Annotated in this window: 23 protein-coding genes, 1 other RNA gene and 1 pseudogene; 11 read left to right on the forward strand and 14 right to left on the reverse strand. The window is 71.6% G+C overall.

The annotated features are described in order from the left end of the window. Window positions 1–56: 56 nt before the first annotated feature. Complete coding sequence (locus tag ACJX2R_RS22020; RefSeq protein WP_413101526.1) at window positions 57–470, forward strand: DUF3592 domain-containing protein; 414 nt, start codon at window positions 57–59, stop codon at window positions 468–470. Between the two features lie 17 nt (window positions 471–487). Here the strand turns inward: ACJX2R_RS22020 and ACJX2R_RS22025 are convergent, their stop codons facing one another. Then, a complete protein-coding gene (locus tag ACJX2R_RS22025) occupies window positions 488–1162 on the reverse strand; it encodes a TetR/AcrR family transcriptional regulator (RefSeq protein WP_413101527.1) in 675 nt (224 codons plus the stop codon). 99 nt (window positions 1163–1261) lie between these two features. On the opposite strand from ACJX2R_RS22025, the gene ACJX2R_RS22030 reads away from it, so the two are divergent. Next, window positions 1262–2188 carry a zinc-binding dehydrogenase gene (locus ACJX2R_RS22030; RefSeq protein ID WP_413101528.1) on the forward strand — a complete coding sequence of 309 codons (927 nt, stop codon included), beginning with the start codon at window positions 1262–1264 and terminating at the stop codon, window positions 2186–2188. Here ACJX2R_RS22030 and ACJX2R_RS22035 read toward each other — a convergent pair. From ACJX2R_RS22035 to ACJX2R_RS22045, 3 genes and pseudogenes are all read right to left on the reverse strand, one after another. After that, complete coding sequence (locus ACJX2R_RS22035; RefSeq protein ID WP_413101529.1) at window positions 2133–2696, reverse strand: N-acetyltransferase family protein; 564 nt, start codon at window positions 2694–2696, stop codon at window positions 2133–2135. The two genes, ACJX2R_RS22030 and ACJX2R_RS22035, sit on opposite strands and share 56 nt — an antisense overlap. A 62-nt stretch (window positions 2697–2758) precedes the next feature. Further along, window positions 2759–3778 carry an XRE family transcriptional regulator gene (locus tag ACJX2R_RS22040; RefSeq protein ID WP_413105925.1) on the reverse strand — a complete coding sequence of 340 codons (1020 nt, stop codon included), beginning with the start codon at window positions 3776–3778 and terminating at the stop codon, window positions 2759–2761. 132 nt (window positions 3779–3910) lie between these two features. Further along, window positions 3911–4051, reverse strand: a pseudogene (locus tag ACJX2R_RS22045) (helix-turn-helix domain-containing protein); the annotation flags it as partial. A 205-nt stretch (window positions 4052–4256) separates the two neighbouring features. Between ACJX2R_RS22045 and tgmA the strand changes: the two are divergent. Beyond that, complete coding sequence (gene tgmA / locus ACJX2R_RS22050) at window positions 4257–4955, forward strand: putative ATP-grasp-modified RiPP (RefSeq protein ID WP_413101530.1); 699 nt, start codon at window positions 4257–4259, stop codon at window positions 4953–4955. A 287-nt stretch (window positions 4956–5242) separates the two neighbouring features. Further along, the gene (locus ACJX2R_RS22055; protein ID WP_413101531.1) at window positions 5243–5398 is read left to right on the forward strand and encodes a hypothetical protein; all 156 of its coding nucleotides are present in this window, start codon (window positions 5243–5245) and stop codon (window positions 5396–5398) included. 65 nt (window positions 5399–5463) lie between these two features. On the opposite strand, the gene ssrA is transcribed toward ACJX2R_RS22055, so the two are convergent. The 5 genes from ssrA to ftsE all read right to left on the reverse strand — a co-directional run bounded on the left by ssrA (window position 5464) and on the right by ftsE (window position 9339). Next, window positions 5464–5833: a transfer-messenger RNA gene (gene ssrA, locus ACJX2R_RS22060) on the reverse strand. Between the two features lie 117 nt (window positions 5834–5950). Further along, window positions 5951–6430 (reverse strand): SsrA-binding protein SmpB, encoded by a 480-nt coding sequence (smpB, locus tag ACJX2R_RS22065; RefSeq protein WP_164435300.1) that lies wholly within the window; start codon window positions 6428–6430, stop codon window positions 5951–5953. Between the two features lie 18 nt (window positions 6431–6448). Beyond that, complete coding sequence (locus tag ACJX2R_RS22070) at window positions 6449–7660, reverse strand: S41 family peptidase (protein WP_413101532.1); 1212 nt, start codon at window positions 7658–7660, stop codon at window positions 6449–6451. A gap of 68 nt (window positions 7661–7728) precedes the next feature. Next, window positions 7729–8640 (reverse strand): permease-like cell division protein FtsX, encoded by a 912-nt coding sequence (gene ftsX / locus ACJX2R_RS22075; protein WP_020870885.1) that lies wholly within the window; start codon window positions 8638–8640, stop codon window positions 7729–7731. A gap of 9 nt (window positions 8641–8649) precedes the next feature. Next, entirely contained in the window at window positions 8650–9339 is a 690-nt protein-coding gene (gene ftsE, locus ACJX2R_RS22080) for a cell division ATP-binding protein FtsE (protein WP_009717451.1), read from the reverse strand. A gap of 330 nt (window positions 9340–9669) precedes the next feature. Here ftsE and ACJX2R_RS22085 point away from each other — a divergent pair, with 330 nt between their 5' ends. Further along, window positions 9670–9864: a hypothetical protein gene (locus ACJX2R_RS22085; RefSeq protein WP_020870883.1), complete on the forward strand. Its 195-nt coding sequence runs from the start codon at window positions 9670–9672 to the stop codon at window positions 9862–9864. 125 nt (window positions 9865–9989) lie between these two features. On the opposite strand, the gene ACJX2R_RS22090 is transcribed toward ACJX2R_RS22085, so the two are convergent. The 4 genes from ACJX2R_RS22090 to ACJX2R_RS22105 all read right to left on the reverse strand — a co-directional run bounded on the left by ACJX2R_RS22090 (window position 9990) and on the right by ACJX2R_RS22105 (window position 15381). Continuing rightward, window positions 9990–10664: a hypothetical protein gene (locus ACJX2R_RS22090; protein ID WP_413101533.1), complete on the reverse strand. Its 675-nt coding sequence runs from the start codon at window positions 10662–10664 to the stop codon at window positions 9990–9992. A 295-nt stretch (window positions 10665–10959) separates the two neighbouring features. Further along, on the reverse strand, window positions 10960–12072 hold the full coding sequence (prfB, locus tag ACJX2R_RS22095; protein ID WP_262706200.1) for a peptide chain release factor 2: 1113 nt from the start codon (window positions 12070–12072) through the stop codon (window positions 10960–10962). A gap of 40 nt (window positions 12073–12112) precedes the next feature. Beyond that, the gene (locus ACJX2R_RS22100) at window positions 12113–13453 is read right to left on the reverse strand and encodes a serine/threonine-protein kinase (RefSeq protein WP_413101534.1); all 1341 of its coding nucleotides are present in this window, start codon (window positions 13451–13453) and stop codon (window positions 12113–12115) included. Window positions 13454–13650: 197 nt separating this feature from the next. Beyond that, window positions 13651–15381 carry a serine/threonine-protein kinase gene (locus ACJX2R_RS22105; protein WP_262706198.1) on the reverse strand — a complete coding sequence of 577 codons (1731 nt, stop codon included), beginning with the start codon at window positions 15379–15381 and terminating at the stop codon, window positions 13651–13653. A gap of 657 nt (window positions 15382–16038) precedes the next feature. Here ACJX2R_RS22105 and ACJX2R_RS22110 point away from each other — a divergent pair. From ACJX2R_RS22110 to ACJX2R_RS22125, 4 genes are all read left to right on the forward strand, one after another. After that, entirely contained in the window at window positions 16039–20895 is a 4857-nt protein-coding gene (locus tag ACJX2R_RS22110) for an FtsK/SpoIIIE domain-containing protein (RefSeq protein ID WP_413101535.1), read from the forward strand. Between the two features lie 291 nt (window positions 20896–21186). Beyond that, window positions 21187–22545, forward strand: coding sequence for an ABC transporter substrate-binding protein (locus ACJX2R_RS22115; protein WP_413101536.1), 1359 nt, complete (start codon window positions 21187–21189; stop codon window positions 22543–22545). Between the two features lie 24 nt (window positions 22546–22569). Continuing rightward, entirely contained in the window at window positions 22570–23943 is a 1374-nt protein-coding gene (locus ACJX2R_RS22120) for a carbohydrate ABC transporter permease (RefSeq protein WP_413101537.1), read from the forward strand. Further along, the gene (locus tag ACJX2R_RS22125; RefSeq protein ID WP_413101538.1) at window positions 23940–24821 is read left to right on the forward strand and encodes a carbohydrate ABC transporter permease; all 882 of its coding nucleotides are present in this window, start codon (window positions 23940–23942) and stop codon (window positions 24819–24821) included. The genes ACJX2R_RS22120 and ACJX2R_RS22125 overlap by 4 nt, the downstream gene beginning before the upstream one ends. A 65-nt stretch (window positions 24822–24886) precedes the next feature. Here the strand turns inward: ACJX2R_RS22125 and ACJX2R_RS22130 are convergent, their stop codons facing one another. Continuing rightward, window positions 24887–25342, reverse strand: a complete 456-nt coding sequence (locus tag ACJX2R_RS22130) for an ATP-binding protein (protein WP_413101539.1) — start codon at window positions 25340–25342, stop codon at window positions 24887–24889. 168 nt (window positions 25343–25510) lie between these two features. Here ACJX2R_RS22130 and ACJX2R_RS22135 point away from each other — a divergent pair, with 168 nt between their 5' ends. Together ACJX2R_RS22135 and ACJX2R_RS22140 are read left to right on the forward strand one after the other, a co-directional pair. Beyond that, entirely contained in the window at window positions 25511–26425 is a 915-nt protein-coding gene (locus ACJX2R_RS22135) for a helix-turn-helix domain-containing protein (protein WP_413105926.1), read from the forward strand. Then, the gene (locus ACJX2R_RS22140) at window positions 26388–26510 is read left to right on the forward strand and encodes a DUF397 domain-containing protein (RefSeq protein ID WP_413101540.1); all 123 of its coding nucleotides are present in this window, start codon (window positions 26388–26390) and stop codon (window positions 26508–26510) included. The genes ACJX2R_RS22135 and ACJX2R_RS22140 overlap by 38 nt, the downstream gene beginning before the upstream one ends. Window positions 26511–26626: the final 116 nt, after the last annotated feature.

Genomic DNA, 26626 nt, shown 5'->3' on the forward strand with positions numbered 1-26626 from the left:
TCAACGCGTCTCCTGTGGCGGGAAGGGGTTCGAACACGACGAGAGGCGGTTCATCGATGGCCGTGCCCGGAGCGGATCTGCTGTGCGTCGCGGTCGGATGGTTGCTCTACGCCTGCGCCTGGCGCGACGCCCGGCTGGTGCGACGGCTGCGCCGCGAGGGGGTCCGTACGGAGGGCCTGGTGGTCGCCAACATCGTGGACCACCACAGCCGGAACAGGAACCGCGGCACGACCCAGACGCCCGTCATCCGGTTCCATGACCACCAGGGCTACATGGTGGAGTTCACGACCGCGATCCAGGGCGTCGGCCTGGGGCTGGCGAACGGCCGGAGGGTGGATGTGAGGTACCTCCCGGGCGAGTCGCAGAAGGCCCGGGTATGGATGCGACGCCACATACTCGGCCCGGCGGCGTTCCTGACCCTGATCGGCACGATCTTCCTCGGCTTCGGCCTGGTGATCGCCTTCAGCTGAGGATCGCGGTGTGAACGTCAGCCACGCTCGGCCCGTTGCCCGACCGTCAGGGCCAGGCCACCCGGGAGGGCGGCGACGGCCTCGCGGAGGCGGTCGGCCAGATCCCCGGCGGTGGGCGGCCCGGCACGGCCCGCCCCGTCGGCCTCTTCGGCCTGTGCCACCCAGCTCGCCAGCGCCCCGTGGAACGCGGCGACCAGCATGTCCACCGCCAGCCGCGGCCGGAGGTCGCCCCGCGCGCCGAGGCCGAACCGGCGGTGCAGGATCGCCAGCGCCTCCTGCGTGGTGGCCTCGCAGAACTGCAAACCGTGCGCGCCCATCGAAGGCGTCCGCTCGGCCAGCCGCCGGCTGAGCAGCATCCGGCGGGCCCAGCCCTCGTCGTCCATCCGCGCCAGCGCGGCCAGCAGCGCGTCCCGCCCCAGCTCCACCACCGGCAGCCCGGCCGGGTCCGCGGTCTCCAACTCCTCCAGGAAGGCCCGCCACAGATCCTGGTCGGGGGCCATCGCGACATCTTCCTTGCTGGTGAAGGTGCGGAAGAAGGTGCGCTTGGAGACCTCAACCTCCTCGCACAGCTCGTCCAGCGTCACCCCGCCGAAGCCGCGCCGGGTGAACAGTTCCAGGGCGGTGTCTATCAGCGTCTGACGGGTGCGCCGCTTCTTGCGTTCGCGCAGTGAGGAGTTGGGAGCGGCAGTCACGGCGAAAAGTGTAGCCGTCATCGATGACGCCACTTGCACGCGTTTGCCACTCAGTGGCATAACTGATGTCGCCATCATTCACCGGAAAGGCGAACCGCCATGCGCGCCCTGCTCGTTGACCACTCCTCCCCCTCCGGCCTCCGCCTCGGCGTGACCGCCGACCCCGAACCCGCCCCCCATCAGGCGCTGGTCCGGGTGACCGCCACCTCCCTCAACTACGGCGAGGTCGCCCACCGGACCGAGGCCCCCGACGGCACCGTGCTGGGCTGGGACGCCGCCGGAGTGATCGAGCGCGCCGCCGCCGACGGCTCGGGACCGGCCGCCGGAACCCCCGTCGTCACCCTGGGCGCGGACGGCGGCTGGGCCGAGCTGCGCGCGGTGGACACCGGAATGCTCGGCGTCCCGCCCGCCGGTGCCGACCCCGGCGCCATCAGCACCATCCCGGTCGCGGGCGGCAGCGCCCTGCGCGCACTGCGCCGGATCGGCGACACCCTCGGCCGGCGCATCCTGGTCACGGGCGCCACCGGCGGGGTCGGCCGCTACGCCGTCCAGCTCGCCCGACTCGGCGGCGCGTATGTCATCGCCACCACCGGCGATCCGGCGGCCCACGGCGACGGCCTGCGGAGACTGGGCGCCCACCAGGTGGTCACGGACCCAGCGGAGATCGACGAGCCGGTACACGGGGTGGTCGACAACGTCGGCGGACCGCAGTTGGTGTCCGCGTACGACAAGCTCGCCGCGCACGGCACCCTGGTCTCCGTCGGCCATGTGACGGGCCAGCCCGAGACCTTCCCGTTCGGCGCCCTCTACGGCAACGAAGGCCGCCACAACCGCTCCATCGTCACCTTCTACCTCCTCGACCGCCCCGACATCGGCGCCGACCTCGGCTGGCTCGCGGAGCGCGTCGCGACGGGCGACCTCGACCCCCAGATCACCTGGCGCGGCGGCTGGGACCGAGCCGAGCAGGCCGTCACCGCCCTCCTGGACCGCCGCCTCCACGGCAAGGCGGTCCTGGACATCGGCTGACCATCACCGTGAGAACAGGCGCCTCCGGCGATGACTGCGCGGTGCCCACCGCCCGATATCCCCACGCCACGTAGAGCGCCTGCACCTTCCCGTCCTGGTTCAGGGGGTTGACCATCAGCGAAGCTTGCGACTCGGGCCGCCCGGCCAGCAGGACGTCATGCAGCCCACGGGCGATCCCCTGCCTCCGCCACTGCTGGCGAACCATCATCTCTTTCACCGCAACGGTCGAAGCACTCGCGATGCCCGCCTCGGGCTCCGGGCGCGTGCGGCGCCACCAGCGGTCCTCCGCTCCGGTGAGCCGGTTGGCGTAGAGATAGCCGACGGGCTCGCCCGAGTCATACGCCACCACAGCCTCCCAACCCGGTTCGGCGGCGTGCCGCCGCAGCCGCTCCCCGAACGCCTCGGGGGCGTAATGCGGCAGATGGAGCTTGTGCGCCCAGCACTCTCGGTAGATGTCCAACAGGTCATCCCACACGGACCCCACATCACCGACCCGGACAAGCCTCATGCCGCCTTCCACTACTGCTCCCCCGTTCAGCGCGGGCCTGTGTTCCGGCCATGAGGAGGCCGTCAAGCGGGCAGGGCCCCGGTGCGGGCCGCGAATTCCCGCACGCCCGGCACGCGGGCGGGCAGGTACAACAGGTCCGCCGTCAGGGCACGCAGTGCCGGCCGCCGCACTTCCTGCGGCGCCTCCTGCTCCACCTTGCGAAGCGCCGAGAAGGTCTGCGGATGGTTGCCGAGGGCGTGCCACATGCGGGCCGTATCCGTCCAGGCGCGGGCGCGGCGCTCCGCCGTCGGCATGCGGTCGATGTTCAGCCGGGCGGCGACCTTCACGCCCTCGTCAGGCGTGCCGAGTGCGTTGAGCACGCCGATCCGGTACACGTCCACCTGCGTCTGGCTGGCGTCCACGGTGAACAGTCCCGGTACCGCTTGGCGCCGCTTCGTCTCCTCCTGAGCCTCGTCCAGCAGGCCCAGTGCCATGGTGCGGTCCCTGCTGGTGGCCGCTGTGTACGCGGCCGTCAGCAGCAGCGTCGTACGCACCGCCCCGGTCGAGGACCGGTCCCCATCCAAATCGGCCGCCTCCTGGGTGAGCAGCCGCACCGCGGCCGGGCACCGCCCCGAGCGCCGCATGGTGATCGCGAGCACCCGGGCGGACTCACCGATCGGAACCGGGTGGCCGCTGGCCCGGGCCGCCGTCAGCGCACGGTCGGCAGCCGCCCAGGCCGCGTCGTTGTGCTGTTTGAGCGCCAACTCGGCGGCCAGCACGTATGCCCGCGCGAGCACCATGCTCGCCTGCTCTCGCGCCCGCCCGCGCGACGCGTCCCGCGTCGCCGAGGCCGCGGCGAGCAGGCCCGGGAGCGCGCGACCGAGAGAGGTGTAACGAGCGGCGCAGAAGTCCGATCGTGCGGCCGCTGCCTGCTGGACGAGGCGGGCCGGCGGAACCGGGGCAGCAGAAGGGAGCCGGAAGAGAGCGTCCTCAAGTCCGGCCGCCGGGTCGAAGGGGCCGGACGCGGCACCGGCTGGTGCGGCGCCCACGACGGCCGTTGTCCCGGCTGCCAGCACACCGGTGAGCAGTTCCCTACGACGCACCGCATCCTCCTCGCCCGATGGACACCCCACGGTATCGACCATGGGTCCGCCCGGCACAGGAGTCGCGATCAGCCGATCGAGTGGGAGGTTCAAGAACACTGTGAACCGCGCCAGCGCGGCGTGGTCGAGCCGCATGCGACCGGACTCGATCCGGGAGACGGCCGACGCGGAGTAGCCACACGCCTGACCGACTTGCGCCTGAGTGAGGCGGGCGGCGCAGCGGGCGCCGCGAAGGATCGCCCCGATGTCAACTCTCGCTGAAGCAACGTCCATAGGTACCTCCTACGGAACAACGGGAGACACGACACTAGGGATACCGCGGGCGGGTGGGGAGGGCGTACGGAAGCACACCATGTGCGGGTTCGGCACACGGCGTGCGGAACGCCGCCTCATGCTCCCGCACGAGGCGGTGGGCCGCGATGGTGATGACACGCCCGGCGGCAGGCCGGGCGTAACCCACTCACCGGAAGGCCGAGAGATGACCACAACGACCATCAGCAAGCCCTCACCGCTCACCCCGACCGGCACAGGGCACCCGGCCTACACCCAGTCGCTTCCCTGCACCGAGGAGTCCGTGCGCATCGCGCGCCGGTCCGTCGCCGCGACCCTACGCGCCTGGGGGCTGGAGGACCTGGTGGACGACGCCCGCCTGATCGCCTCGGAGCTGACCACCAACGCGATCCTGCACACCGCCCGCTCCATTCCCGATCCCGAGCAGCGCGGCTGCTTCCGCCTCAAAGTCGAACGCCGCAGTGACCACCTGGTACGAATCTCGACATTCGACCGGTCCCACAGCGTCCCTCGCGTCGTCCAGACGGCCGAAACGGCCGAGTCCGGGCGCGGCATGGCCGTGGTGGCGGCCGTCTCCTACCGGTGGGGGATCGACCCCAGGCCGTGGGGCAAGGGCGTATGGGCGGAATGCGCCACCTCGGGTCGGCCCGGCCCGCCGCGCCCCTGGGGCCTGCGCCGACTCCGCCCGTACCCCACGACGGCGGAGATGCCGTTCACCACCGTCACCATCGACCCGGACACCCAGACCGGCGTGTTCCGCGACCGTAACGGCCTGGTGGTCGAGATGGGCAGGCACGGCACGAGCTCGGCTACCTCGACATCGACCGTGACAAACCTGGACTCTCGCAACGACACGGGCTCCGACCAGGACTCCCAGCAGGACTGACAACCCCATGCCCGACACCAAACCGGTCCTGGTGGTCACGGAACCACTCGACATCACCGCCGACATGGTGATCACCCGGCTCAACGAGCGTGGCGTTCCCGTGATCCGCTTCAACCCCGCGGACCTCCCGGCCGGGGGGCTGACGGTCTCGGCCCGGTTCGGCGGGCGCCCGGCCGCCACTCCGGTGGCCGGGCAGCTCCGTACCCCGTCGAGGGCCGCCGACCTGGAGCGCCTTCGCCGCGTTCACCGAGTACAGCTCCGGCTGGAGCGTCCGGCAAGGCGGTCCGGTGGCGCTGTGGGACGACATCGAGCGGACGCTCATCGCCTGGCAGGGCGCCGAACGTCCCGACATCGGCACCGTGCGGCTCCGTGTCACCCCCAGCTCGCACACGTACTGGATCGGCGACGGGCCCGCGCTGCGCTGGGAACACCGCCTCACCTGAGCTGACAAGCCGAACACGACGAAGGGCCCCGCCGTGGTGGCGGGGCCCTTCGTCGTACATGGGATGAGTGGAGATGGCGGGAATCGAACCCGCGTCCAACGGTGCGGAATCAGGGCTTCTCCGAGCGCAGTCCGCTGTGATTTTCTCGGCCCCGGAGATCACGCGGACAAGTCTCCGACGGGCTCAGTCACTGTTTGATTTCCCACTACACCCCGTGACCGGGTCTAGTGGTTTAGTTCCCTAGTCGATGCCAGGATCCGGGTCGGGAACAGCCCCGGGCTGACACTTCGCAAGTCGCTACTTAGGCAGCGAGGGCGAAGGAATCGCGCTTGGTGTTGGCGATTATTGGTTGCGACATATGGTTTACGAGATCATTGCCGCTTCCTCGGCTCGCTTCCCCTGCTTCGACAGCCGCTGTCGAAACCGATCATCCCCATGTTGTGTTTTCAATAGGTGGTGCCACGCCCTTGGTGGGGCGCAGAGCCATCATAGGTGAACAACGCGCGACAAGGCCACATCATTCCCGCCGCCCGTGGTGCGCCTTCCGGCTGGTCAGGCGCGCTGGCGGCGGCGGGCCGCCGAGATCGCCCGCTCGGCCTCGCGGCGGTCCTGCTTCTCGCGGAGGGTCTGGCGCTTGTCGTACTCCTTCTTGCCCTTGGCCAGCGCGACCTCGACCTTGGCCCGGCCGTCCTTGAAGTACAGGGCCAGCGGCACCAGGGTGTGGCCGGTCTCCTGGGTCTTGCCGGCCAGCTTGTCGATCTCCGCCCGGTGCAGCAGCAGCTTGCGCCGGCGGCGCGCCGAGTGGTTGGTCCAGGTGCCCTGGCTGTACTCGGGGATGTGCACGTTGTGCAGCCATGCCTCGCCGCCGTCGAGCTGGGCGAAGCCGTCCGCGAGCGAGGCGCGCCCCTGGCGCAGCGACTTCACCTCGGTTCCGGTCAGCACCAGACCGCACTCGTAGGTGTCCAGGATGTGATAGTCGTGCCGCGCCTTCTTGTTCTGCGCGATCAGCTTGCGACCCGTCTCTTTAGCCATGGTCAGGCCATTCTCGCACTAGGACCCGCCCCCGAGGCCACTCAATACCGTGCGCGCCCGCGCCTCCGCCGAGGGGCCGTCGTCGCCCTTGACCGTCAGGTCCGGGGCGATGCCCTCGCCGTCGACGTTACGCCCGGCGGGGGTCCGGTAGTGGCCGACGGTGAGCTCGGCGACCGAGCCGTCGGGAAGTTCGCTCGGCATCTGGACCGAGCCCTTGCCGAAGGTGCGGGAGCCCACGACCACGGCGCGGCCGCGGTCCTGGAGGGCGCCGGTGAGCAGTTCGGCGGCGCTCATGGTGCCGCCGTCGACCAGCACCACCAGCGGGCTGTCGGTGTCGCCGCCCGGTCGCGCGTCGAGAACTCGCTGGTCACCGCGGACGTCGTAGGTTGCGACCAGGCCACCGTCGAGGAAGGAGGAGGCGGCGGTGACGGCTTCGGAGACCAGCCCGCCGGAGTTGCCCCGCAGGTCGAGCAGGACGCCGTCGCCCCGGGGGATGGAGCGCACCGCGCGCCGGATCCGCTCGCCGGTGCCCTTGGTGAACGAGTCGACCTTGATCCGGACGGCGCCGGGTCTGTGGTCGTCGTAGCCGCTGAGCCGGTCGACGGTCACCGGGTCCGTGGTCAGCCGGGCCCGGCGGAGTTCCTGGGTCCATTCGTGGCCGCCGCGCCGCAGCCCGAGCTCCACCCGGGTGCCCGGGGAGCCGTCGGTGGGGCCGCGCAGCAGGGCCACGACCTCCGTGACGGGCCGCCCGGTCACGGCTCTGTGGTCGACCGTGCGCAGTCGGTCACCGGCCCGGACCCCGGCCTTCTGGGCGGGGCTGCCGGGCTCGACGCGCTCGACCGCGATCCGCCCCTGGGCGTCCCGGCGGGCGGAGATCCCGACTCCGACGTAGGCACCGTCGAGGGTCTGGCGGTAGCCCTCGTACTCACGGGCGCTGTAGACCGCGCCCCACCGGTCTCCGCTGCGGCTCACCACCTCGCGGGCGGCCTTGGAACCGGACTTCCCGTCCTCCTGGGCCTGGGCCGCGGCGGCCTTGACCTGGTCGCTCTCGACCGCGCCGACGTACGCGCGGGCCGGTATCCGGGCGGCTTCGGGTTCCTGGCGCGATCCGGGCTCGGCGCCCCAGGAACCGACGGCCGCCCCGGTGGCGAGCACGCCGGCGAAGACCAATGTCAGGGCGGCCCCGCGGCGAATGCGGCGGGGATGGACGAACAAACACGGGCCCGACATGCCGGTGAGTGTAGGGCACCAACAGGCGCCGTACCGGGCGTTATCCGGTACGGCGCCCTAGGCGAATGTCACACCTTGAGGTACTTGCGGAGCGCGAAGAACGCCGCGAGAGCGGGCATGAGCAGGCCAATCGCGAGCACCAGTGGCAGCTTCGCCAGCACCGCGTCCCAGCCGATGAAGTTGATCACATCGATCTTGTCCACCAGCCAGTTGTTGACCAGGAAGTACTGCCCGCTCACCAGCAGTACACAGGCGAAGCCCGCGCCCAGCAGCCCCGCGATGGCGGCCTCCATGATGAACGGCATCTGGATATAGAAGCTGGACGCGCCGACCAGCCGCATGATCCCGGTCTCCCGGCGGCGGCTGAACGCCGACACCCGCACCGTGTTGACGATCAGCATCAGTGCGACGATCAGCATCAGCGTCATCACGCCGAGCGCTGCGAAGTTCATGCCGTTGAGCAGATTGAACAAGTCGTCGACCAGGGCCTTCTGGTCCTGGACCTCCTGCACTCCGGGCCGCGCGGCGAAGGCCGTGGAGATGACGTCATAGCGCTCGGGGTCCTTCAGCTTGATGCGGAAGGACTCCTGCATCTGGTCCGGGGTCAGGGAGTCGGCCAGCGGCGAGTCGCCGAACTGCTCCTTGTAGTGCTTGTACGCCTCCTCACTGGTCTCGAAGTGCACCGACTCGACGATGTTCATCTGCTTGAGCTCGGACTCGATCTCCTGCTTCTGCGCCTCGGTAACCGCGCCCTTGGCGCAGTTGGCCGAGGTCTCCTTGTCGTTCTTGTTGCAGAGGAAGATCGAGACGTTGACCTTGTCGTACCAGTAGCCCTTCATCGTGCTCACCTGCTCGCGCATGAGCAGGGACCCGCCGAACAGGGCGAGCGAGAGGGCCACGGAGACGATGACCGCGAAGGTCATCGTGAGATTGCGGCGGAGACCGACGCCGATCTCCGACAGGACGAACTGGGCGCGCATGGCGTCCTTTCAGTGCTGGTAGCCGTAGACGCCGCGGGACTGGTCGCGGACGAGGCGGCCCTTCTCAAGTTCGATCACGCGCTTGCGCATCTGGTCCACGATCTGCTGGTCGTGCGTGGCCATGACGACCGTGGTGCCGGTCCGGTTGATCCGGTCCAGCAGCTTCATGATGCCGACGGAGGTCTGGGGGTCCAGGTTTCCCGTCGGCTCGTCGGCGATCAGCAGCATCGGACGGTTGACGAACGCGCGGGCGATGGCCACCCGCTGCTGTTCACCACCGGAGAGCTCGCCGGGCATACGGTCGTCTTTACCGCCCAGGCCCACGAGATCGAGCACCTCGGGAACGGTTTTCCGAATGGCGCCGCGCGGCTTGCCGATCACCTCGAGCGCGAAGGCGACATTCTCCCCGACCGTCTTGTTGGGGAGCAGCCGGAAATCCTGGAAGACGGTCCCCAACTGGCGGCGCATCTGCGGCACCTTCCAGTTGGACAGCCGCGCGAGATCCTTCCCCAGCACATGGACCGCGCCATGGCTGGCGCGCTCCTCGCGGAGCAGCAGCCGGAGGAAAGTGGACTTTCCCGATCCCGAGGAGCCCACCAGGAAGACGAACTCGCCCTTCTCGATCTCGAGCGAGACATCCCGGAGTGCGGGACGGGTCTGCTTGGGGTAAGTCTTGGATACGTTGTCGAATCGGATCACTGATGCACCACGGTCGACCTGGGTAGCGGTACGGGCAGCAGCCGAAGCGGCTCCCGTCGGTGAGCGTGACCATACGCGAAGCGCGCATGGGCGCGCAGTCCGCCGTCCGGCGTGGGTGGGTTTCTTCACTGCACTATTGGGGTCAAACGGTTGACAAGCCGCCTGTCGGGGCGGCCGAAACGGCCACGAAACCGGTACGGATGCGGCACGGAATCGTGCGGGGCGCGCCGAACCGGACGGAAGCTGGCACAGTGGAAGGGGAACCAACCCATTTCCCTGAGCGTTGGCCCCGTGTCTACTGCGGCACCGCCGCGCGGGAGGAGAAAGCGCATGACGTACGACAGGCTCGTCTGCGCCAACTGCGCGAGCCCCGTCAGCGAGGGCCGCTGCCCGGTCTGCCGGGCCAGCAGGGAGCGCCTCCAGCAGGAGGGCATGTTCGGCGGACTGACCCCGGCCGCGCTGATAGCGCTGCTGGTGGCCCTCATCGCGGTGGCCGTGCTCGCGCATGAGATGGCGACGGCGTAACGGAGCGTTACGAGGCGATACGCCGGACATGGCGCCCCTGAACGCACCAGGGGCCCGATAAACACACAAGGGGCCCGGAGCGCTGCGGCGCTCCGGGCCCCTTACCGTGCGTGAGGCGCGTGCGATCAGGCCACGTTGTTGCGGTTCACCAGACGCGGCACAAAGCGGAAGCCGATACCACCGGCGATCATCGTGGCGGCGCCGACCAGCAGGAACGTGGTCTCGGAGGCACCGGTCTCGGCCAGCTGCTCCTTGGCCTTGCCCTGCTCCACCGGCTTGGAGCCGACATTGTCGGTGCCGGTGTTGTCGTCGCAGTTGGTGCTGTCGAGGTCGACCGTGCAGGTGCTGTCGTCGCCACCGCCGCCGCCACCCTGGCCGGGCGTGCTCGGCTGGGCGGTCGGGCCGTCGGTGGGCTCGTCGGTCGGCTGCCCGGTGGGCTCATCCGTCGGCTCGCCGGTCGGCGGCTCGGTCGGCTCGTCCGTGGGCGGCTGAGTGGGCTCGTCCGTGGGCGGCTGAGTCGGCTCGTCGGTGGGCGGAACCGTCGGCTCGTCCGTGGGCTCGCCCGTCGGGATCGAGGTCGGCTCGTCGGTGGGCTTGTCGGTCGGCTTGCCGTGACCGTTGCCGATGCCGACGCCGACGTCCAGGCCCTTCTCGTCCGCGTTGGCCGAAACGTTCACGCCGCCGATACCGACATCAACACCAACGGCCGATGCGGCGCCGGCGGCGGTGAGCGACGCGCCGGCGGCGATCACCGCACCGGCCGCTATTCGCGCAACGCGCAGCCGCGTCTTCTTCGTCATCTGCCTGCTACCCCCAGTAGCTGTACTCGTCAATGGAGCAGCTATGCACGGGGCAACGGCTCGGGGTTCTCAGTCTCCGCGGGCCCCTGTATCCCTCCGAGGCGGTCCGCAGGGCCCCCGTTCACACGCGCCCCAGTCATACGCATGCCGCGCGTCAGCCTTCCCAGTTTTCACATCACCGTCAAGGCCATTGCACGCGAGATGTCCGCTATGGAAGTGCTTGCCGGATGCATGGGTACAGGACTGTGACCAAAAACGCGGCGCACGCGGCCCGTTGGGACGACGAGCGGGAAGGTTACTTCCCCTGCTCCTGCTGCTTGCGCCAGCGGATCCCCGCCTCCAGGAAACCGTCCAGCTCACCGTCGAGCACGGCCTGCGGATTGCCGACCTCGAATTCGGTGCGCAGGTCCTTGACCATCTGGTACGGGTGCAGGACGTACGAACGCATCTGGTTGCCCCAGGAATTGCCGCCGTCGCCCTTGAGCGCGTCCATCTTGGCCTGCTCCTCCTGGCGGCGCCGCTCGAGCAGCTTGGCCTGGAGGACGTTCATCGCGGTGGCCTTGTTCTGGATCTGCGAGCGCTCGTTCTGACACGAGACGACGATGCCGGTGGGGATGTGGGTCAACCGCACCGCGGAGTCGGTGGTGTTGACGCCCTGGCCGCCGGGGCCCGAGGAGCGGTAGACATCCACGCGCAGCTCGGACTCGTCGATCTCGATGTGGTCGGTCTGCTCGACGACCGGCAGCACCTCGACGCCCGCGAAGGAGGTCTGGCGGCGGCCCTGGTTGTCGAACGGCGAGATCCGCACCAGGCGGTGGGTGCCCTGCTCGACCGAGAGCGTCCCGTAGGCGTACGGGATCTGCACGGCGAAGGTGGTCGACTTGATGCCCGCCTCCTCCGCATACGACGTCTCATAGACCTCGGTCTTGTAGCCGTGGCGCTCGGCCCAGCGCAGATACATCCGCTGGAGCTGCTCGGCGAAGTCGGCGGCGTCCACCCCGCCCGCCTCGGCGCGGATGTTCACGACCGCCTCACGGGAGTCGTACTCGCCGGACAGGAGGGTGCGCACCTCCATCTCGTCGACGGCCTTGCGCACGGCCTCCAGCTCGGCCTCGGCCTCGACACGCGCGTCGTCGTCGCCCTCGTCGGCGGCGAGCTCGAACAGCACCTCGAGATCGTCGATCCGGCCGCGCAGCTCCTCGGCCCGGCGCAGCTGCCCCTGGAGATAGGAGAGCTTGCTGGTGACCTTCTGCGCGTTCTCCGGGTCGTCCCACAGGGACGGGGCCGCCGCCTGCTCCTCGAGCACGGCGATGTCGGCCCTCATCTTGTCGAGGTCCAGGACGGCCTCGATCGACCCCATGGTCGAGGAGAGGGACTTCAGCTCTTCGGATACATCGACGACTGCCACGGGACCAGCGTAACCGCTACGGAAGACTGACCGTCCCCGGTCATGGCGTACCGGGGTCCTGGGAGGCGGAGTGCTCGCCGCCCTTGGGCGGATCGCCGCCGTCGTCGCCGCTCGCCGCCAGCCATCCGCCGAGCGCCACCGCGACCAGCGCGGCCAGGGTGACCGCGGCCACCTTCAGCCGGCGGCGGCGCAGCGCGCCCGCGACCGCGGGGTTGCGGGCCGAGCCCGCCCGGCGCTGGCCGTGCACCCGGGGGGCGCGCGCGGTGCCGTGGGCGCCGCCCGCGAGTTCATCCGCGCTGGGCACCCGCATGCTGGTGTGGGTCTCCCGGCTGGAGTCCGGCACGGCGCCCGGGACCAGCGGCACCGCGCCGCGCCGCCGCGGGGGCGTACGCGGCGCGGGCCCGGCGGCGGGGACGGAGACGCCGCGGTGCGGAGTCTCGGCTTCCGCGCCCTCCCGCTCACCGCCGTCCTGTTGCTCATCGGGCTCGTCGATGTCCAGCGGCGGATATCCGGCCAGGCCGGGCAGCAGCTCGCGCAGCCGGGCGGCCAGCTCGGAGGCGCGCAGCCGGGAGGCGGGCGCCTTGGCCAGGCACTGGAGGAGCAGCTGCCACAGCTCGTCGGGGATCCCGGGGAGCGGCGCCACCGTCTCGGTCACATGGCGGCGCAGGATCGCGCCCGGGTGGCCGCCGCCGAAGGGCGTGAAGCCCGCCAGCATCTCGTACAGGACCGTCGCCAGGGCGTAGACATCCACACTGGCCCGGGGCGGCAGCCCCTCGACGATCTCGGGGGCGAGATAGTCCGGGGTGCCGATCACGCTGCGCGGGTTCGGCGAGCGGCCCTGGGAGGAGGCCCGGTCACGGGCGGGCTGGGCGCGGATCGGGGTCGGCTCGTCGACCAGCCGGGCGATGCCGAAGTCGGTGAGCAGGGCGGGGTGCGCACCGCCGGGGCCGAGCGGCCCCCGCATGTCCAGCAGCACGTTCTCCGGCTTGACGTCGCGGTGGACCACCCCGGCGGCGTGCGCGGCGGCCAGCGCGTCGGCGACGTCCGCCGCGATCGCGACGGCGGCCTCGGGGGCGAGCCTGCGCTCGCGGTCGAGGCGGGTACGCAGATCCGTACCGCGGATCAGGTCCATGACCAGCGCCAGGTCATTGCCGTCGACCACCAGGTCACGCACCCCGACCACCCGGGGGTGGTCGAGGCCGAGCAGTGCGGTGCGCTCCTGGACGAAGCGCTCCACGAGCTCCTGGTCGGAGGAGAGGTCCTCACGCAGGAGCTTGATGGCGACGGGTCCCTCGGGCCCGTCGCCCAGCCACACCGCGCCGGCGCTGCCGCGCCCCAGGAGCTGATGCGCGGTGTACCGACTGCCGATCTTCCGTGACAAGACTGCTCCGAATCCTCACGAACAAGGGGGGCACGTTGGCGACAAAGCTACGCGGCTACTGGCGCGTTGGGTGCACCAGACAACGCCAACTGTCACTTCTGGGGCGGAAAACACCCTTCGGATGTCGACAAATCACCGGAGTGGGAGGCGCGGAGGCGGAGTTATGGGGTCGGGAACGGGGAGGGACCTGGGGCGGATCAGCTGCTGGGCCCGCCGAGGTCCTCGATCCACTTCTGGACATCGCCGACCCAGCCCGAGACCGCGTCCCAGTAGCCCTTGCCGTCGGCGATCCAGTCCTTGAGCGGGCTCAGCTCCCAGACCAGCCAGGAGCCGATGATCAGGACCACGATCACGAACAGACAGCCCTTGAGGCACCCCAGGCCCGGGATCTTCATCCGGTTGGGATTGGAGCTCCGCTGCCGGGGCTCGCGGCGCGGCTCCGGCTGCTGCGGCGGCGGGGCGTAGCGCTGCGGCTGGGGCTGCTGGGGGTGGTGCGGCGCCGGGGCGTACTGCTGCGGCTGCTGCTGGGCGTACGGCGGCGGCTGCTGGCGGCCCCGCCGGCGCTGGGGCGGCTGCTGGGGCTGCTGAGGCTGCTGGTACTGCTGCGGCTGCTGGTATTGCTGTTGCTGGTACTGCTGCTGCGGCGCGGGGCGGTGGGGGCGGCGGCGCAGCGGGTCCTCGCTCGGGTCGAGGTACTGGACCTGGGTCTGCTCATTGCGGTCGCGGGCCGCGCGCAGCTGGTTCTGCCAGGGGTGCGGATCGTCCTGGCCGGGCCCACCGGGCGGTACGGGCGGCATGGCCCGCGTCGGATCGGCGCCCCCGGCCGGTCCGGAGCCGCTCGGCAGCACCTGGGTGGGGTCGGCGTTGGCCCCGGCGTTCGCGCCTGTGGTGGGCATCACATTGGTGGGCGCGGCGGGGTCGTACGAGGGGGTGCCGCCCGGGGCGTTCGTGGGGAGCGCCTGGGTCGGGTCGGCCGAGCCCGCGGGCGCGGTGTCCGGGACCGGGGCGGGCGCCGGATCCGGGGCGAGCAGCGCGGCCACGCCGAGCGCCGCCTCGGCCTGCGCGGCCGAGGCGTGCACGCCGACACCGGCGGCGACCACGCGCAGCGCCCGGGCCAGGCTCTCGGCGCTCGGGCGCTCCTCGGGCCGCTTGCGCAGACAGCGCTCTATGACGGTCCACAGCGGCTCGGGCACGGTCGAGGGGCGGCGCGGCTCCTCGCTGAGGTGGCGGTGCAGCACCTCGAGGGCGGTGTTGCCGGCGAACGGCGGACGGCCGGTGACCAGCTCGTAGAGCATGATGCCCGCGCCGTAGATGTCCACCGCGGAGGTCTGCGGACGGCCCTCGGCTGACTCCGGCGCCACATAGGCGGGGGTGCCGACGAACTCCTGGGTGCGGGTGAGGCCGGGCGAGTCGGCGAGGCGCGCGATGCCGAAGTCGGTCAGCATCGGGTGCATCTCCTGGCCCTCGCCGGTGCCCGCGAGCAGCACGTTGGCGGGCTTCAGGTCCCGGTGCACCACGCCGTCGGCGTGGCTGGCGGCGAGCGCGTCGGCGATCTGGGCGGTGAGGAGAGAGGCGGCCACGGGGGTGAACGGGCCGTTGCTGCGCAGGTAGTTGTGCAGGTCCGGGCCGTCGATCAGATCCATGACCAGGGCCAGCAGATCACCCTCGACCACCAGGTCGCGGGTGCGGACGATATTGGGGTGGGTGAGCCTGAGCAGCACCGAGCGCTCGCGGAGAAAGCGCATGACGATATCCGCGTCGTTCGCGAGCTCCTCCTTGAGGACCTTGATCGCGACGGTCTCGCCGGGCTGGCCGGCCACGGCCGCCTCGGCCCCCGCCGTCTCCCGCTGGCTGGCTCGCCAGACGGTGCCCGTGGCTCCGCGCCCGAGCGGCTCCTCGAGCAGGTATTTGCTGCCTACCGGCCGCACGTCATGCGCTCCCTGATCGTGGTCTTACATCGGTGGACTGCGATGGTCTGCTGGGTGATCTGCTGTGTGGGTCTGCTCTGGTACTCGTCTTGTTGTGCTCGTCCGCCCCACTGTAATGGCGACGCACGGTGCGCCCTATCCGATCACCACACGAGGGTCCGGCGCGGGGTCCGGCTTGGGGCCCGGAACGGGGTCCGTATCAGGGTCCGTAACGGGGTTCGTATCGGGGTCCGGCGCGAGGGAAGACGTGTGATCCGGACGGATGGTTGCCAACGGTTGCCAACAGTGGTCCGGGGCGCTCGTTGACCGCTCAATCGACGCTCAAACGGGCGCGATCGGGCGCGATCGGGCGCGGAGGGGCGCGGCCGGGCGGCTTCCGTCGCCTCACGGGCGACCCAAGGGCGGCCGTTCCGGTCGCAATCAGCCAGTTTCGGCCGACTAGCCGACCAATCAAGATCATGTAGCGCCGGGCGGCGGGCGAAGTGTCGGTGGCAGGTGCGAGGATGCAGGCAGCACGGAAGCGCCGAGCGGCGGGAGGCTCACGCTCCGTGACCCGTACGACCCCGTACGGACCTGTACGTGCCGAAGGGCCTGGGGGCGGTGGTGGGGGTCGGCACCCCTGCCCGGCCCCCCGGACAGAAGGGACCGTTGACGGCGATGCAGATTCGGCTGACCGTCCTCGGGCCGCGCAGCGCCCACCCGGGCCGTTCCGGCCACCATCCTGCGCCCGCGTCCGGGCCGCACGCCCCCGTGGGCGCGGTGGACGTCCTGGTCACCGCGCCCGTCGGCACCGCCCTGGCCGCGGTGGCCAGTGGGCTGGCCGACGCGGTCGCCGCGGCCGGGTACGAGGCGGGGGGCGCCGGCGGCGGGAGCGGCGGCGCGGTGGTGCTGTACGCGGGGGGCGAGCGGCTGGACCCGCAGCGCTGTGCGCTCGGCGAGCCGCCGCTGGTGGACGGCGCGGTGCTCTCCCTGCACGGCCCCGCCGACCCCGACTCCGACCACTACCCCGGCTACCCCGGCCTGCCCGAGACCGCCGTCGCCGACGCCACGGTCCACCTGGACGTGGTCGCGGGGCCCGACGCGGGCGGCGTCCATCTGCTGCACGGCGGCCAGGTCCGCATCGGCCGCTCCGCCGACGCGGACGTCCCCCTGGACGACCCCGACGTCTCCCGGCTGCACTGCGCGGTCACGGTGGCCGAGGACGGCCGGGTGACCATCGCCGACCTGGGCTCGACCAACGGCACCGCCGCCGACGGCGTCCCCGTGGGCCCCCAGCCGGTGCCCCTGGAGCCCGGAGCGCTGCTGCGGATCGGCGAGTCCGCCCTGCGGCTGCGCGTCCCCTCCACGGCACCGGCGATGCCCTCGGCCCCCACCCGCCTCCCGGTCCAGGCGGACGGCGAGGGCCACCTCCGCGTCACCCCAGCCGGTGACCACCCCACCCACACCAAGGCCCCCTGGACCGGCGCCCCTCAGCCCACCGCCCCCACCCACACCACCCAGGCCCCCTGGACCCCTCCCACCCGCCACCCCGGCACGGGCTGGACGAGGGTGGGTCAACCCGGTGACGAGTCTCACGCACCCCACGACCGGGCCGCCGCCCACGGCGATGCCGACGGCTGGGGACCCGAAGCGGATGCGGCCCCCGGACCGCGCGGCAGCAGAGGCAGTACGGACACCGGGGCGCGCGGCGAGGCAGGCACCGGGGCACCGGGCGGGGCGAGCCCCTACGGCCACCGGAACGACGACGGCTGGGGGCCCGGAGCGGGTGCGGCCGCCGGGTCGCGCGGCGACGCGGGCGCCCGAAGCCCCGGCGGGCCGAACTCCTACGGCCACCGGAACGACGACGAGTGGGGACCCGATGCGGGGGCGGCCGCCAGGTCGCGCGGCGACGCGGCCGGACGTGGCCGGGGCCCGCAGGGCCCCTCGGCCCCTGGCGACCAGCCGTACGAGGACCCGACCACCGCCCGCACCCGACGCAGTGAACGCGCCGCCGGGACCGGAGCCGCAGGGCACGTCCCATCAGGGCAGCCCGCGGGAGCCGACCAGGGCCGACCGGGCGCGGGCGGCGGCGCGCATCCGGGCCACGGCCCACGGCCGAGCAGCAGCCGCCACTCGGACGCCGCCCAGGACCACCGGCCCACACCCCGTGGAACCGCCGGCGACCCGGCGGCCCCGGGCGGCGCCCCTTACGACGGCGCGGCCGCAGGCCGCAGTCGGCCGGACGAGGCCGAGGGCGGTTATGGCGACGTCCCGCACGGCGGTCGGCCGTACGGCCGAGGACGCGGCGACACGGACGGACGCGGGCAGGATCCGCAGCGGGCCCGGTCCGCCGGCGACCAGCCCGCCGACGCGGGGCCCGGCGGCGCCCCTTACGACGGCGCGGCCGCAGGCCGCAGCCGGTATCGCGATGGCGACGCCGACTCCGGGCGACAGCCCGGTCCGGGCACGGGGTACGGCGACGCCCCGCGCGGCGGTCGGCCGTACGGCCGAGGACGCGGCCAGGAGGGCACGCAAGGGCCCTCCGCCGACGCGGGCTACGGCGGGTCGCCGTACGGCGACCCGTCCGCCGCTCCCGAACAGCGCGCCCCCTACCCCGGCGGTCAGCCGGGTGCCGGGCCGCGCAGTGGGCTCGGCTCGGCCGACCCCGGCCGCGCGGGCCGTGGCGGGGCCCCCGCCGACTTCGACCCACGCGGCGGGCGGTCGCGGGGCGCCGGTGCGCGGTCCGGCGGCGCCCCCGGACGGCGGGGCGCCACGGAGCAGACGCATGGTGCGGGGTATGCGCTGGACGCGCCCGGGGCGCAGGCTCGGCGGCGGGGGATAGGGGCCTGGGTGCGGCAGTTGGCCGGGGGGAAGGCGGCCGAGCGGGGTGGGGTGCGGGAGGACCAGGGCGCGGCGGCGCGGGCGGCCGCGGAGGCGGAGGCGTTGCAGCGGCGGTGGCCGGATCCGGCCACCATGCTGATGACGGCGCTGGGGCCGGGCTCGCGCCTCTGGGAGCGCACCCCTGGGCATCCGGACGCGCTCACCGTACGGCTCGGCTCGGCCGACCAGCTGACGGCCGCCGGCGGGCTGCTGCCCGCCGCGCCCGTGACCGTCGATCTGCGGCAGTGCGGTTCGCTGGGGCTCGCGGGCCCGCGGACGCGGGTGGCGGGGCTCGCCCGGTCCGTCGTGGCTCAGCTGGCGGCACTGCACTCACCGGCCGCGCTGGAGATCGTGCTGATCAGCGGGGAGGAGCGGCTCGCGGAGTGGTCGTGGCTCGGCTGGCTGCCGCAGGTCCAGCCGTTGCGCGGGCAGGACTGCCGGCTGCTGCTCGCGTACGACGTGGAGCAGGCCGCGGCCCGTACGGAGGAGCTGACCCGGCGGCTGGAGGACGGGCCGCTGGGCCCGGGGTGGGCAAGCGCCTCCCCGGCCGCCGCGCGGTCTGTGGCCGCACGCCACTTCGGGCCGTACACCGTGGTGGTCGTGGACGGCGCCCCCGGTCCGGGCGCGCTGCACGACACCCTCGCCCGGCTGGCGGTGAGCGGTTCCGCGGCCGGAATCCATCTGCTCTGTCTGGCCGAGGCGCCCGCCGCGTCGCCCACCTCCCCGCTGCCCATGAGCTATGAGGCCGCGCGTTCCGCGTCCGCCGCCTTCGCGGCGTGCGGGGTGGCGGCCGTGCTGAGCGGTGATGTGGCCACGGGGCTCCAGATCGTCCACGGGGACGGGGACGGGACCGCGCCCGGCACGAGTGGGGTCCACGGGATCACGGGCGCGACCGGCGCGACCGGCGCCACCACGACCGTCACCGTGGACGCGGTGTCGGCGGCGTGGGCCGAGCGGTTCGCGCGGGCGCTCGCGCCCCTGCGCCCGGCCGCCTCCGTACACGAGGGCGCGTTCGACGGCTCCGACGGCCCGCCGACCGTCCCACTGCCGGACTCGGCGCGGCTGCTGGACGAGTTGGGGCTCGCGCGGGCCACGCCCGCGTCCCTGCTGGCCCGTTGGGCGGCCGCGGCGGACGAGGTCCCGGCGGGCGGCCGGGCGCTGGCCGTCCTCGGCGCCGGTCCGCGCGGCCCGCTCGCGGTCGATCTGGCCGCCGAGGAGGGGCCGCACGCACTGATCGACGGTGCGGCGGGCACCGGAAAGACGGAGCTGCTGCGCTCGTTCGCCGCCTCGCTCGCGGCCGCCGAACGTCCGGACCGGCTCGAGCTGATCCTGGTCGACGGCGCCGGATCAGGGTCCGGGTCCGGGTCCGGAGCGGGCGACGGGCTGGGGGTGTGCACGGATCTGCCGCATGTCTCGACGCATCTGTCGGCCACCGACCCGGTAAGGATGCGGGAGTTCGCGCAGGCCCTCAGCTCGGAGCTCAAGCGCCGCGCCGAACTGCTGGGCCAGCAGGACTTCACCGATTGGCACGCCCGGCCCCACCACCCCGGCGAGGGTGAGGGCGCCACGGCCCCGAGCGGCACCATGGGCACCAACACGGGCGCCAACACGGGCGCGTCCGGCACTGGCGCGCAGGGTGCGGCCGGTGGGCCTGGTACACGCCGTGCAGGCACAGCGCCCGGTCCGGCCCGCGCAGCCGGTACCCCTGGTACAGCCGGTACGCCCGGCGCAGTCGGCGCACCCGGTGCCGATTCGCCCGGTGCGGCCCGTTCAGGCGGCGCACCCGGCACCCCCGGTACACCCGGCGCGTCCGGCGACGCACCCGGTACCAGTTCACCCGGTGCCGCCCGTGCCGCCCGCACGGCCGGTGCGCCCCGCGTCGTCGCGCCTCGTCCGCCCGGCGATGTCGACCCTCCCCCGAGCGACACCCTCCGCACGCTCAATCTGCGCGCCCAGCGCACCGCGAGCGCGGCGCCCGCCCGTCCTCACTCGCTCCTCCCCCGTCTCGTCGTGATCGTCGACGACTTCGACGCGCTGGTGGCCCCGGCCCTCGGCAGCCCCGGCCGTCCGGCGTCCGGTTCGGTCGTCCGGGCGCTGGAGGCGATCGCCCGTGACGGCGCCCGCCTCGGGGTGCATCTGGTCGTGGCGTCGGGCCGTCCGGACCGTACGGCGGACACGGCGGCCGTCGAGCGGGCCGCGCTGCGGATCGCCCTGGACGCGCGCCCGCTCAGCCCCGCGCCCTCAGCGCCCCCCGCACACCCAACCGGCCCCGCACACGCCGCCCACCCCACACACCCCGGCGAGCCCGAAAGGCCCGATACATCCCTCGCCGCATCGACACGCTCGGTCACATCCACCCCCGCCGCCGCAGCCGCCCCGGGCGGCGATCCGGCGCCGGGCCGTGGGCGGCTGTTCCGCCCGGACGACGCCGTCGGAACGCCGTTCCAGGCGGGCCGGGTGACCGGACGGATACCGCGCACCGCGACCCAGCGGCCCACCGTCGTACCGCTGGAGTGGCGGCGGATGGGCGATCCGCCCGCCCGCCGGCCGCTGCGCGAACTCGGGAACGGCCCAACCGACCTGGCACTTCTCGCCAGTGCGCTCCAGCGTGCCGCGCAGTCGGCGGACGCCCCGACCGCACCGGCACTGATCTGACCAGCCCCGCTCGCCGACGCCCACACCCCGCCCGATACCTGTCCGATTCCCGCCCGTTTCGCGCCCGTTCCCGACCGTTCCCATCACCCCAGGCCGAGTCTTCGATGCGTTCCGGCCATCCGCCCGTCTGTCCCACCTGCCCCGTTTCACGGCCGACCCTTCATCACGGCCCGGTCACGATCCGTGAGTGAACGCCGGACACAGTATTGCCACGTTCGGTGACCGGGCGTAGGACTACTCAGCACGGGACACGGCCGCGCGGGGGCGGCCGGCATCGGAGGGAACACGGGGATGCACGTATCGCTTCCTACGAAGCGTTCGACACGAGCCGCGGTGGCCCTGCTGGCGGCGGGAGCACTCATGCTCACCGCCGCGGGCTGCGGCGGCGACGACGGAGACACGGTCAGCGGCGGCCCACCGCCCAACACCGTGAAACTGCCGAACTTGAAGGGGCAGAAACTCCAGGTCACGGCGGTCTGGACGGGCACCGAGCAGGAGAACTTCACCAAGGTGCTCAAGGAGTTCGAGAAGCGCACCGGCGCCAAGGTCTCCTTCGTACCGAGCGGTGACGACATGGCGGGCTTCGTCGGCTCGAAGATCGCGGGCGGCGCGCCGCCGGATGTCGCGATGGTCGGACAGGTCGGCGTCATGCGCGAATTCGCCCAGAAGGGCTGGGCCAAACCGCTCGACGCCGCCGCCAAGGCCGAGTTGACCAAGAACTTCGCCAAGGGCTGGCAGGATCTGGGGTCGTACCAGGGCAAGCCCTACGGGGTGTATTTCAAGGCCAGCAACAAATCACTGCTCTGGTACAACACCTCCGCGTTCGACTACGCGGGCGCCAAGGTGCCCAAGACCTGGCGGGAATTCCTGGAGCAGGCCCAGCTCATCTCCGACTCCGGCACCGACGCGGTCGCGATCGGCGGCCAGGACGGCTGGACGCTCACCGACTGGTTCGAGAACGTCTATCTCTCCCAGGCGGGCCCGGAGAAGTACGACCAGCTCGCCCAGCACCAGATCAAGTGGACCGATCCTTCGGTGAAGAAGGCACTTGAGACGCTCGCCGAACTCTGGGGCACCAAGGGCCTGGTCGCGGGCGGCCGGGGCGGCGCGCTCCAGACCGCGTTCCCGGACTCCGTCACCAAGGCGTTCGGCAACAAGGCGGAGCCGGACGCGGGCATGGTCTTCGAGGCCGACTTCGTCGCCGCCAACGTCGCCGACGCGGGCGCGGAGCTGGACCAGGACGCGAAGGTGTTCCCGTTCCCGGCGGTGGGCGCGGACGCGCCGGTGGTGACCGGCGGCGACGTCGGCGTGGCCCTGAAGAACAGCAAGGCGGCGCAGGCGCTGCTCACCTTCCTCGCCTCACCGGACGCCGGGACCATCTGGGCCCAGTCCGGCGGTTTCATCTCGGCGAACAAGAACGTCAAGTTCAGCGCCTATCCCAATGCCTCCATGCGCAAGATCGCACAGGCGCTGATCGCGGCGGGCAATGACTTCCGGTTCGACATGTCCGACCAGGCTCCCGCCTCCTTCGGCGGCAAGCCGGCGCAGGGCGAGTGGAAAGCGCTCCAGGACTTTCTCAAGAACCCGAGGAATGTCGAAGGCATCCAGCGCCAGCTGGAGCGGGATGCCGCCAAGGCGTACAAGAACTGACGACTCGACCGGGAGAACCACATCATGTCGACCGCGACAGCGGACGGCGCGGCCACACCTGGCCGGGCATCGTCCTCCCCACCGGCCAAACGGCCGAGCGCGAACAAGCCGAAGAGCATCATGGGCACCCGGCCCTGGCTGGCGGCGGTGTTCCTGCTGCCCGCCCTGGTGCTGCTCGGGGCGCTCGTCGTCTATCCGATCGCCTACTCCGTCTACCGGAGCTTCTTCGACGCCTCGGGCAATGGCTTCGTCGGCCTGGACAACTACCAGGAGATGTTCTCCGATGACGCCACCAAGACGGCCATCAAGAACAACGTCATCTGGCTGATCCTGGCCCCGACCGTCTCCACCGCACTGGGCCTGATCTTCGCCGTGCTCACCGAGCGGATCCGCTGGGCCACCGCCTTCAAGCTGGTCGTCTTCATGCCGATGGCGATCTCGATGCTGGCGGCGGGCATCATCTTCCGGCTGGTCTACGAGCAGGACCCGGACAAGGGCGTGGCCAACGCCATGTGGGTGAGCGTGCATGACTCCTTCAGCGAGTCGCCGCCGTTCCCCGGCGCCCATCCGCGTCCCACCGCGGGGCTGACCGAGGCGCCGAACGGCTCGTTCACCACCAAGGACACCGTGCGCGCGGGCAGCCCCGCGTCGCTGCCGCTGGTCGCGGCCAAGCGCGGGGACATCAGCGGGGCGCAGGACGCCAAGGCCGCCAAGGCCGAGCCCGGGAAGATCACCGGCACCGTCTGGTTCGACTTCACCCGGGGCGGCGGTGGCGAGCAGGGCACCATCGACAAGGGCGAGAAGGCGATGGCCGACCTCAAGATCGAGGCGGTCAAGGACGGCAAGGTCGTCGCCCGGACGAAGTCGGCGGCGGACGGTACGTACACCCTCCCCGCCAAGGCCGAGGGCGCCCAACTGCGGCTGCCCTCCTGGAACTTCTCCGAGCCGTACAACGGCGTGGACTGGCTCGGCCCGTCCCTCGTCACCCCGGCCATCATCGGCGCGTACGTCTGGATCTGGGCCGGTTTCGCCATGGTGCTGATCGCGGCGGGTCTCGCGGGGGTGCCGCGCGAGCTGATGGAGGCCGCGCGGATGGACGGCGCCAATGAGTGGCAGGTGTTCCGGCGGATCACGGTACCGATGCTGGCGCCGGTGCTCTCGGTCGTCGTCGTCACGCTGATGATCAACGTGATGAAGATCTTCGACCTCGTCTACATCATCGCGCCCGGCCCCTCCCAGGACGACGCCAACGTCCTCGCCCTCCAGCTCTTCCAGTCGTCCTTCGGCACCGACGTCAACCAGGGCCTCGGCAGCGCGATCGCCGTGCTGCTGCTGTTGCTCGTGCTGCCCGTCATGTTCATCAACATCCGCCGGATCCGAAGGGAGAGCCGCCGATGACCAGCGCGGACACGGTCGTACAGGCGAAGCAGTCCCCGGTCGCGCGGATCGCCGCCCGCGCCGGCGGCGGGGCCCTGCGGGTCGTCCTGATCCTGATCGGCCTGCTGTGGCTGATGCCCACCGCCGGACTGCTGCTGTCCTCCCTGCGGGACCCGTCGGAGGTGGACCTCTCCGGCTGGTGGAAGGTCTTCACCGACCCCGGACAGCTCACCTTCAGCGGCTACGACAAGCTGCTGGGCAACCAGCAGATCACCGACTCCCTCTGGACCACGCTCGCGATCACCGTCCCGGCGACCCTGCTGGTCGTCGTGATCGGCGCCCTGGCCGGTTACGCCTTCGCCTGGATGGACTTCCCCGGCCGCGATGTGTGGTTCCTCATCGTGGTCGGCCTGCTGGTGGTCCCGGTCCAGGTGGCGCTGATCCCGGTGGCCAAGCTCTTCGGCGAGATCGGCATCTTCCAGACCACCACCGGTGTGGTCCTCTTCCACACCGCCTTCGGCCTCCCCTTCGCGATCTTCCTTCTCCGCAACTTCTTCGCGGAGATCCCCCGCGAGCTCCTGGAGGCCGCCCGCCTGGACGGCGCGGGCGAGCTGCGGCTCTTCCTGCGCGTCGTCATGCCCCTCGGTGGCCCGGCCATCGCCTCGCTGGGCATCTTCCAGTTCCTCTGGGTCTGGAACGACATGCTGGTCGCCCTGATCTTCGCCGACAGCGGCAACCCCCCGATCACGGTCGCCCTCCAGCAGCAGGTCCGCCAGTTCGGCAACAACATCGACATCCTCGGCCCCGGCGCCTTCGTCTCGATGCTGATCCCGCTGGCGGTCTTCTTCGCCTTCCAGCGCCAGTTCGTGGCGGGCGTGATGGCGGGCGCGGTGAAGTAAACGCACCCCGCGACGACAGGCGGCCCGGCACCCCATTCAGGGGCGCCAGGCCGCCCCTTTTCACCTCACGGCGCACCGCACTCCGCCCACACCGTCTTACCAACGGGGATACGCCGGGTCGTCCCCCAGCGAGTGGCCAGCAGATCCACCAGAAGCAGCCCACGCCCCGACTCGTCATCGGCCGTCAGCGCCGACGGAATGGCGGGGAGGCGGTCCTCGCGAGCGTCCGAGACCTCGATGCGGATCGTCCGTGTCGAGGGCGCGCAGGCCAGACGGAGCCGGAAGTCCCGCCCGGGTACGCGGCCATGCCGTACGGCGTTCGATGCCAGCTCCGCCACCAGCAGGGCCACCGTGCAGCACGCGTCCGACGCGGCCGGATAGCCCCACTCCTCCATCCGCCGCACCGCGAGCCGCCGCGCGAGGCGCGCTCCGCGCGGTGTAGCGGGGAACTGCTGGGTGAGCTCCCGGAGTTCGGGCTCGGGGTCCGGCGCCGTGGTCGTTTTCAGCACGGTGTTGTCCATTTCCGTTCGATCGATTGTCCGTACGATTCGCACCGTGTGCGCATCGTGACGTTCCGTGCCCAAGGATCGCGGCGCGGGTCTACGCTCGAAAGGCCATGACGCCTTACCTTTCAGGTCGTAAGGAACGGAAGTGATGTTTTGGCCAAAGAAGTTGATCCCCGCGCATCGATGGCGGCGCTGTTCGGATCCCGGGTCCGCAGACTGCGTACGGCCGCCGGTCTGACCCAAGCCGAGCTGGGCGAGCGCACGCATGTGGTCAGCACCCGAATCACCCAGATCGAGCGCGCGTCCGGGGCGAAACCGACATTCGAGCTGGCCCGGACGCTCGACTCCGTCCTCGAGGCGGACAACCTGCTGGTGGACATGTGGCCGTACGTCTACCGGGAGGCGTTCCCGGACTGGTCGCGGGCGTTCATGGCGTACTCGGAGCGGGCCACCTCTGTTCATGAGTACGCGGCCCACGTTGTCCCGGGTCTGTTGCAGACCCCGGACTACGCTCGGGCCGTCTTGAGCGTGGGCGTATCGCTCACCAGTGAGCAACAGCTGGAAGACCGTTTGACGGCCAGGCTCAGGCGCCAGGAACGGCTCTCCTCACCCGACCGCCCCGAGCTGTGGGTCGTCCTCGACGAGGCGGTGCTGATGCGCCCGGTCGGTGGCCGGGCGATCATGCGAGCCCAGTTGGCCCGACTGCTGGAGGCGGCCACGCAACCCCACATCACCGTGCAGGTACTGCCGTTCGACCAGAGGGAGCACGATGTGATGGGCGGCTCCCTGACCATCCTGACGGCATCTGACGGTTCGGAAGTGGCCTACACGGAAGGTGCCCACTACGGCCAACTCATCGAGGAACCGGACGACGTCAAGCGCTTCTCCCTGTCCTACGATCGGCTGCGGGCAGCGTCCCTGCCCCCACTCATGTCGCTCGGCATGATCCGATCCGTGATGGAGGGCAACCACCGTGGAGCGAGCGTCCCGTCCCGATCTGAACGGCGCCGCGTGGCGCAGGAGCAGCTACAGCAATCAGGAGGGTGGCAACTGCGTGGAGGTGGCCGACGGCATACCCGGCGTCGTCCCCGTCCGTGACAGCAAGCGGCCCGACGGCCCCGCGCTGGCCTTCCCGGCAGGTTCCTGGGCCACCTTCATCGATGAGCTGAAGTTGGGATCATGACTGGCGGAAATAGGCTCTCGGGCGCACGGAACCTCCCCAGGACGTCGCACATCTTCTGGTGCGTAGGCGCGCACTGACTTCGCGGCGCCGATTCGTATTCGAGGGGACCCAAAACT

Source organism: Streptomyces sp. Inha503, assembly GCF_047215865.1.
GTDB classification, from domain to species: domain Bacteria; phylum Actinomycetota; class Actinomycetes; order Streptomycetales; family Streptomycetaceae; genus Streptomyces; species Streptomyces lycopersici.

What these genes read in the sequence shown, in the direction of transcription:
- ACJX2R_RS22120 (WP_413101537.1), top strand. Translation starts at nt 22,570, where the DNA reads ATGTCGACCGCGACAGCGGACGGCGCGGCCACACCTGGCCGGGCATCG.
- ACJX2R_RS22070 (WP_413101532.1), bottom strand. Translation starts at nt 7,660, where the DNA reads ATGTCGGGCCCGTGTTTGTTCGTCCATCCCCGCCGCATTCGCCGCGGG.
- smpB (WP_164435300.1), bottom strand. Translation starts at nt 6,430, where the DNA reads ATGGCTAAAGAGACGGGTCGCAAGCTGATCGCGCAGAACAAGAAGGCG.
- ACJX2R_RS22125 (WP_413101538.1), top strand. Translation starts at nt 23,940, where the DNA reads ATGACCAGCGCGGACACGGTCGTACAGGCGAAGCAGTCCCCGGTCGCG.
- ftsX (WP_020870885.1), bottom strand. Translation starts at nt 8,640, where the DNA reads ATGCGCGCCCAGTTCGTCCTGTCGGAGATCGGCGTCGGTCTCCGCCGC.
- ACJX2R_RS22090 (WP_413101533.1), bottom strand. Translation starts at nt 10,664, where the DNA reads ATGACGAAGAAGACGCGGCTGCGCGTTGCGCGAATAGCGGCCGGTGCG.
- ACJX2R_RS22085 (WP_020870883.1), top strand. Translation starts at nt 9,670, where the DNA reads ATGACGTACGACAGGCTCGTCTGCGCCAACTGCGCGAGCCCCGTCAGC.
- ACJX2R_RS22020 (WP_413101526.1), top strand. Translation starts at nt 57, where the DNA reads ATGGCCGTGCCCGGAGCGGATCTGCTGTGCGTCGCGGTCGGATGGTTG.
- tgmA (WP_413101530.1), top strand. Translation starts at nt 4,257, where the DNA reads ATGACCACAACGACCATCAGCAAGCCCTCACCGCTCACCCCGACCGGC.
- ACJX2R_RS22035 (WP_413101529.1), bottom strand. Translation starts at nt 2,696, where the DNA reads ATGAGGCTTGTCCGGGTCGGTGATGTGGGGTCCGTGTGGGATGACCTG.
- ACJX2R_RS22110 (WP_413101535.1), top strand. Translation starts at nt 16,039, where the DNA reads ATGCAGATTCGGCTGACCGTCCTCGGGCCGCGCAGCGCCCACCCGGGC.
- ACJX2R_RS22130 (WP_413101539.1), bottom strand. Translation starts at nt 25,342, where the DNA reads ATGGACAACACCGTGCTGAAAACGACCACGGCGCCGGACCCCGAGCCC.
- ACJX2R_RS22135 (WP_413105926.1), top strand. Translation starts at nt 25,511, where the DNA reads ATGGCGGCGCTGTTCGGATCCCGGGTCCGCAGACTGCGTACGGCCGCC.
- ACJX2R_RS22115 (WP_413101536.1), top strand. Translation starts at nt 21,187, where the DNA reads ATGCACGTATCGCTTCCTACGAAGCGTTCGACACGAGCCGCGGTGGCC.
- ACJX2R_RS22030 (WP_413101528.1), top strand. Translation starts at nt 1,262, where the DNA reads ATGCGCGCCCTGCTCGTTGACCACTCCTCCCCCTCCGGCCTCCGCCTC.